General features: G+C 71.7%; 6 protein-coding genes and 1 pseudogene. 2 read left to right on the top strand and 5 right to left on the bottom strand.

The window, feature by feature from the left end; all coding sequences use genetic code 11:
* A partial coding sequence (locus VG276_06925) for a DUF664 domain-containing protein (GenBank protein ID HEV8649133.1) occupies positions 1-212 on the bottom strand: 212 nt, incomplete at its 3' end.
* A gap of 81 nt (positions 213-293) precedes the next feature.
* Complete coding sequence (locus VG276_06930; GenBank protein ID HEV8649134.1) at positions 294-593, bottom strand: DUF6788 family protein; 300 nt, start codon at positions 591-593, stop codon at positions 294-296.
* Between VG276_06930 and VG276_06935 the strand changes: the two are divergent.
* Positions 565-738 (top strand): annotated as a pseudogene (locus tag VG276_06935) (XRE family transcriptional regulator). The gene VG276_06930 and the pseudogene VG276_06935 overlap by 29 nt on opposite strands.
* Before the next feature lie 265 nt (positions 739-1003).
* On the opposite strand, the gene VG276_06940 reads toward VG276_06935, so the two are convergent.
* Together VG276_06940 and VG276_06945 are read right to left on the bottom strand one after the other, a co-directional pair.
* Positions 1004-2620, bottom strand: coding sequence for an ABC transporter permease (locus VG276_06940; protein ID HEV8649135.1), 1617 nt, complete (start codon positions 2618-2620; stop codon positions 1004-1006).
* A complete protein-coding gene (locus tag VG276_06945; GenBank protein HEV8649136.1) occupies positions 2617-3561 on the bottom strand; it encodes an ABC transporter ATP-binding protein in 945 nt (314 codons plus the stop codon). The genes VG276_06940 and VG276_06945 overlap by 4 nt, the downstream gene beginning before the upstream one ends.
* 94 nt (positions 3562-3655) lie before the next feature.
* On the opposite strand from VG276_06945, the gene VG276_06950 reads away from it, so the two are divergent.
* Entirely contained in the window at positions 3656-4150 is a 495-nt protein-coding gene (locus VG276_06950) for a MarR family transcriptional regulator (GenBank protein HEV8649137.1), read from the top strand.
* Between the two features lie 91 nt (positions 4151-4241).
* Here VG276_06950 and VG276_06955 read toward each other — a convergent pair.
* The coding region (locus VG276_06955) for a transposase (protein ID HEV8649138.1) at positions 4242-4710 on the bottom strand (469 nt) is incomplete at its 5' end.

Genomic DNA, 4710 nt, shown 5'->3' on the forward strand with positions numbered 1-4710 from the left:
TCGGCCAGGTGTCGCACCAGCCCCAGGAGCGACATCGTCGACGGCTCGACGGAACGCCGCGCCATAGCCTCCGCATCAAGACCTGAGCACTTCATCTCCAACGTGAGGCGTACACAGCGCAGGGCTTCGACCAGCGTGGTGCGCTCGTCGCCCAACGTTGGTCCGCTCTCACGCGGGTCGTCGTCCGACGGCCTGCCGTCCGCGGTGAACATGTCGGCTCGTCGGGTCGTGGCCATGGCCGCAATCATCGACGATGCGCAAGGCGGCCGACAAGCGATTAACGACACCTGCACTCATGGCTGCCATAGCGCGCCCGTCGCTGACCCTGGGCGGCGCCTCGTCCGTTCTTGGTGGTTCCAGCCTTCGGCATCGCTGATGGTGTCGATGGAGAGCGTTTCGAGTTGGGCGACCAGGCCTCTGAGCTTGCGGTCGTTGTCGAACGCGTCCCCGTAGCGGCCGAGCTGTTCGGGAGTGAAGAGCTTGGTGACGGTCTTGCCGTCGACCTTGCGGGTCCACTGCGGATAGGGGCCGTGCAGGGTGGGCGGGCCCCTGGCCCGCATCAACCGCGACCGTGAAGCCATCCGCATGCTCATCACCGCCGAACGGCTCGGCCCGCAGCGGGTGCGCAACAGCCCCGAGGCAATCGAGTGCGCCCGCACCCTACTGGAGCGGTCCCGCCGCGCCGCCGCCGGCGCCGAACTACGCGGCCTGTGCGAACGGATGGGCGTTGCCAGCTAGTCGACACGGACCCCGGATAACGAGCTTTATCCGGGGAGTGCCGCTACGATCTCAGCGGATAACGCCGCCGTGGCGGCACCGCACCCCCAGGGTCTCGGCATAGTGCTGATTTGTCTTGATGGCCCGGGTATTGGTGTTGGTCTGGGGTGGAGCAGGCATGATCCAACGATCGGGCGGTTGCCAGCGAAGACCAGCCCGGAAGACCTTGCTCGGGCTGGCCTGGCAGCTGGTGCCGCTGGGGTGACTCGGCTGCGCCGGCAGGCGGTCAGGCGGTGCTGACGAGGTCGCGGCGGCGGAACCCGGCCAGCCCGGCGGCGACCAGCACCGCGGTGGTGGCAAACAGCCACGCCAGGGGCGTGGCGGTGAACGCGGCGGCTGGCAGCCTTGGCAGGTGGGCGAACGGTGACAGGTCCAGCGTCCACTGGGCGAGCCGGAGCGGCTCCCCCAACGTCGTGATGAACAACACGACCGCCAGGACCGCCCAGGTGCCGCCGACCACCAGTCGGGGCAGCAGCCCGAACAGCGCCGCCCCGATCCCGGCCATGACCCACACCGCCGGGAGTTGCACCAGCGCGCCGCCCAGCACCCTCGGCAGCTCGCCGCCCAGGTCGCCGGCGCGCAGGCCGTGGGCGACCCCGGCCACCAGCCCGCCGGTGGCGAGCAGGACCGCCGAGCCCACGGCGGCCACCAGCAGGTGGCTGCCAGCCCACCCGATCCGGGACACCGTGGTGGCCAGCACCTGCTCGGCCCGCAGCTCGGTCTCCTCAGCGTGCAGCCGTAGGGTGGCCTGGACGGCGTAGGCGGCGGCGAGCATGCCGATCCAGGAGAGGATGGCGGCCAGGAAGACGTCGGCGATGCTGCCCCTCCCGCCGAGGCTGGAGAACATCTTGGCGGTCTCGGGGTCCTCCGCGGCGGCTTGGACCATGTCCTGGGCGATGGCGCCGAAGGACAGGCCGGCGATGGCCACCCCGATGGTCCAGCCGAGCAGGGCGCCGCGCTGAAGCCGCCACGCCAGGGCGAGGGGGCTGCGCAGCCAGGGCGGCGCGGTGGCCGGCCCCAGCCGCACCGGCAGCACCCCAGCGCCCACGTCGCGCCGGACCAGCAGCGCCGCGACCGCCACCAGCAGGACCAGCAGCAGCACCAGCGGCAGGAGCAGGACCCACCACTGCTCGCCGGCAAACGGCCGGAACCGCTCGGCCCAGCCGATGGGCGACAGCCACGACAGCCAGGACAGCTCGGCGGCCGAGTCGCCGATGGCGCGCAGCAGGAAGGCCACGCCCAAGACCGCGAAGGCCATCCCGTTGGCGGGCCGCGCGTACTGGGTCACCTGGACGGTGATCGCCGCGACGCCGGCGAACACCAGGCCGTTGAGGCCGCAGTCGACTACCAGCGCGACCGACCCGGCCGCCGGCAGGCCCATGGCGATGAACGCCAGAACGGTGATCACGACCAGCACGGCGTTGACCGCCAGGACGAACAGCAGGGCCGCGGCCAGCCAGGCGTACCTGCCGACTGCGCCGGCGCTCACCAGCTCGGCCCGGCCGGTCTCCTCCTCCTGGCGGGTGTGCCGGGTCATCAGGAACAGGCTCATCAGGCCGATGAGGAAGACCCACGGGGTGACCAGCTGCCAGGCGGTGGCCCCACCGTAGGTGCTGGCGTCGTAGGCCGGGCCCTGCAAGGCCACCACCGCCGGGTTGGCGCCGACGCCCTCGGCGGTCCTGGCCAATCGGTCCAGGTCCGCCTGCGTCGGGTACAGCGCGATGATGCTCGCGGCCTGGCTGTAGGCGTACAGGAACAAGCCAAGGATCCAGGCGCTTGCCACGATCCGGTCGCGGCGCAGCGCGAGCCGGAACAGCTGGCCGGTGCCGGCGAAGTTCTTCATCGCCGTGCCCCCTTCCGCGTGGGCTGCCCGTCCCCGGCGGGGGTCGCGACCTGCTCGGCCTGGTAGTGGCGCAGGAACAGCTCCTCCAGGGTCGGCGGCTGGCTGACCAGGCTGCGCATGCCCACCGCGGTGAGCCGCCGCAGCACGGCGTCAAGCTTGTCGGTGTCCACCTGCAGGCGCACCCGCGTGCCGTCGACCTCGAGGTTGTGCACGCCCGGCAGGTCGAGCAGCCCGTCGGGCGGGGCGGCCAGCTCGGCGGTGACCGAGGTGCGGGTCAGGTGCCGCAGGTCGGCCAGGGTGCCCGACTCCACCACGCGGCCGGCGCGGATGATGCTGAGGCGGTCGGCCAGCGCCTCGACCTCGGCCAGGATGTGGCTGGACAACAGCACGGTGCGGCCGCGGGCGCGTTCCTCCTTGTTGATCCAGGTGCGGAAGGACGCCTCCATCAGCGGGTCCAACCCGGAGGTGGGCTCGTCGAGCAGCAGCAGCTCCACGTCGGAGGCCAGCGCAGCGACTAGGGCGACCTTCTGGCGGTTGCCCTTGGAGTAGGTGCGCGCCTTCTTGCGGGGGTCCAGGTCGAACAGCTCCAGCAGGCGCTGCCTGCGTTTGGGGTCCAGCCCACCGCGCAGGCGCCCCAGCAGGTCGATCACCTCCCCGCCCGACAGGCTGGGCCACAAGCTGACGTCGCCGGGCACATAGGCCAGGCGGCGGTGGAGGGCGACCGCGTCGCGCCAGGGATCGCCGCCCAGCAGCTCGGCGTTGCCGGCGTCGGCGCGCAGCAGGCCGAGCAGGATGCGGATGGTGGTGGTCTTGCCGGCGCCGTTGGGTCCGAGGAAGCCGTGGACCTCGCCGGTGCGGACCGACAGGTCGAGCCCGTCGAGGGCTCGGGTAGGGCCGAAGGTCTTGACCAGGCCCGCGATGGAGATGGCGGTAGCATCCATAATGATTTAGATGCTACGTTCACTTCACAGTTCTGTGAAGTGAAGAAACTATCAAAACCTATATGCGGTGCACGGCTGTCGGAGAGGATGCGGCGTGGCTGAGGGCTCAGCTACCGGGCGCGACGAGGAGGCGGTCCGCCGCTTCATCGAGCGGTTCGCGCTGAACCTGGCGGAGGCGGGGATGGCGCGCATGCCCGCGCGGGTGTTCGCCGGGATCCTCGTCGCCGACGACGGCCGGCGCACCGCCGCCGAGCTGGCCGAGCTGCTGCAGGCCAGCCCGGCGGCGATCTCCGGCGCCGTGCGCTACCTGACCCAGCTGCGGCTGGTCTCGCGCGAGCGCGAGCCCGGGGAACGGGTGGACCACTACCGGGTCTCCAGCGACACCTGGTATGAGGCGGTCACCCGGCGGGACCAGATGATCGCCCGCTGGGAGCAGGACCTGCAGGAGGGGATCAAGGCCGTCGGGCCGGACACGCCGGCGGGCGCGCGGCTGGAGGAGACCCGAGCGTTCTTTGAGTTCCTCCGCGACGAGATCCCCCAAGTGATGGCCAGGTGGCGAGCGCGGCGCCTGGCCGACCCTGCCCAGTGACGTCCACCCGCGGCGCGACGGTCGTGCCGACCGGCCGCGCACGATCGCGGCGCGGTGGCGCCGGGCCTCGGCAATGTGCCGCAGTGTCGGTTCATGGACTGGTGATGCCAAGGAGCGGCAGCAGTCGGGCGGCGTCGCGGGCGTTGCGGCGCAGCGCGGCGGCGATGTTGCGGTGCCCGTGGGCGCGCAGGATGCCGATCGCGAGGTTGCGCAGGCTCGCCATGGCCCTGGCGGCGTTACCGGTCCGGACCTGAGAGGCGTCCTCGGCGAGGGTGACATCGCGGATGTGGTGCAACGCCTCGATGCCCCAGTGCCCTCGGATCCAGTCGGCCAGCCGCGCGGGGCTGGCCTCGGCGGCAGTGAGGCTGGTGACCGCGTAGGCGGTCACGGTGCGCCAGCGGCGGCTGCGCAGGGACCGAACCCTGCGGGTGCTGCGGATCGCCTGGGTGGCGTGGGGGAAGTCGAGGCCGGCGATCGTGGTGACCTGGAGGCGGCGAGTCTGGACCCGGCCATGGCCGCGGTCGCGGGTGTGGTCGGCGATGGGGATGTCTGGCCAGGGC

This window comes from Actinomycetes bacterium (genome assembly GCA_036000965.1).
Classification (GTDB): Bacteria; Actinomycetota; CALGFH01; order CALGFH01; family CALGFH01; genus DASYUT01.

Bases quoted from the DNA above. Each gene is read 5' to 3' on its own strand.
- VG276_06930 (HEV8649134.1), bottom strand. From the start codon at position 593: ATGAGCATGCGGATGGCTTCACGGTCGCGGTTGATGCGGGCCAGGGGC.
- VG276_06940 (HEV8649135.1), bottom strand. From the start codon at position 2,620: ATGAAGAACTTCGCCGGCACCGGCCAGCTGTTCCGGCTCGCGCTGCGC.
- VG276_06945 (HEV8649136.1), bottom strand. From the start codon at position 3,561: ATGGATGCTACCGCCATCTCCATCGCGGGCCTGGTCAAGACCTTCGGC.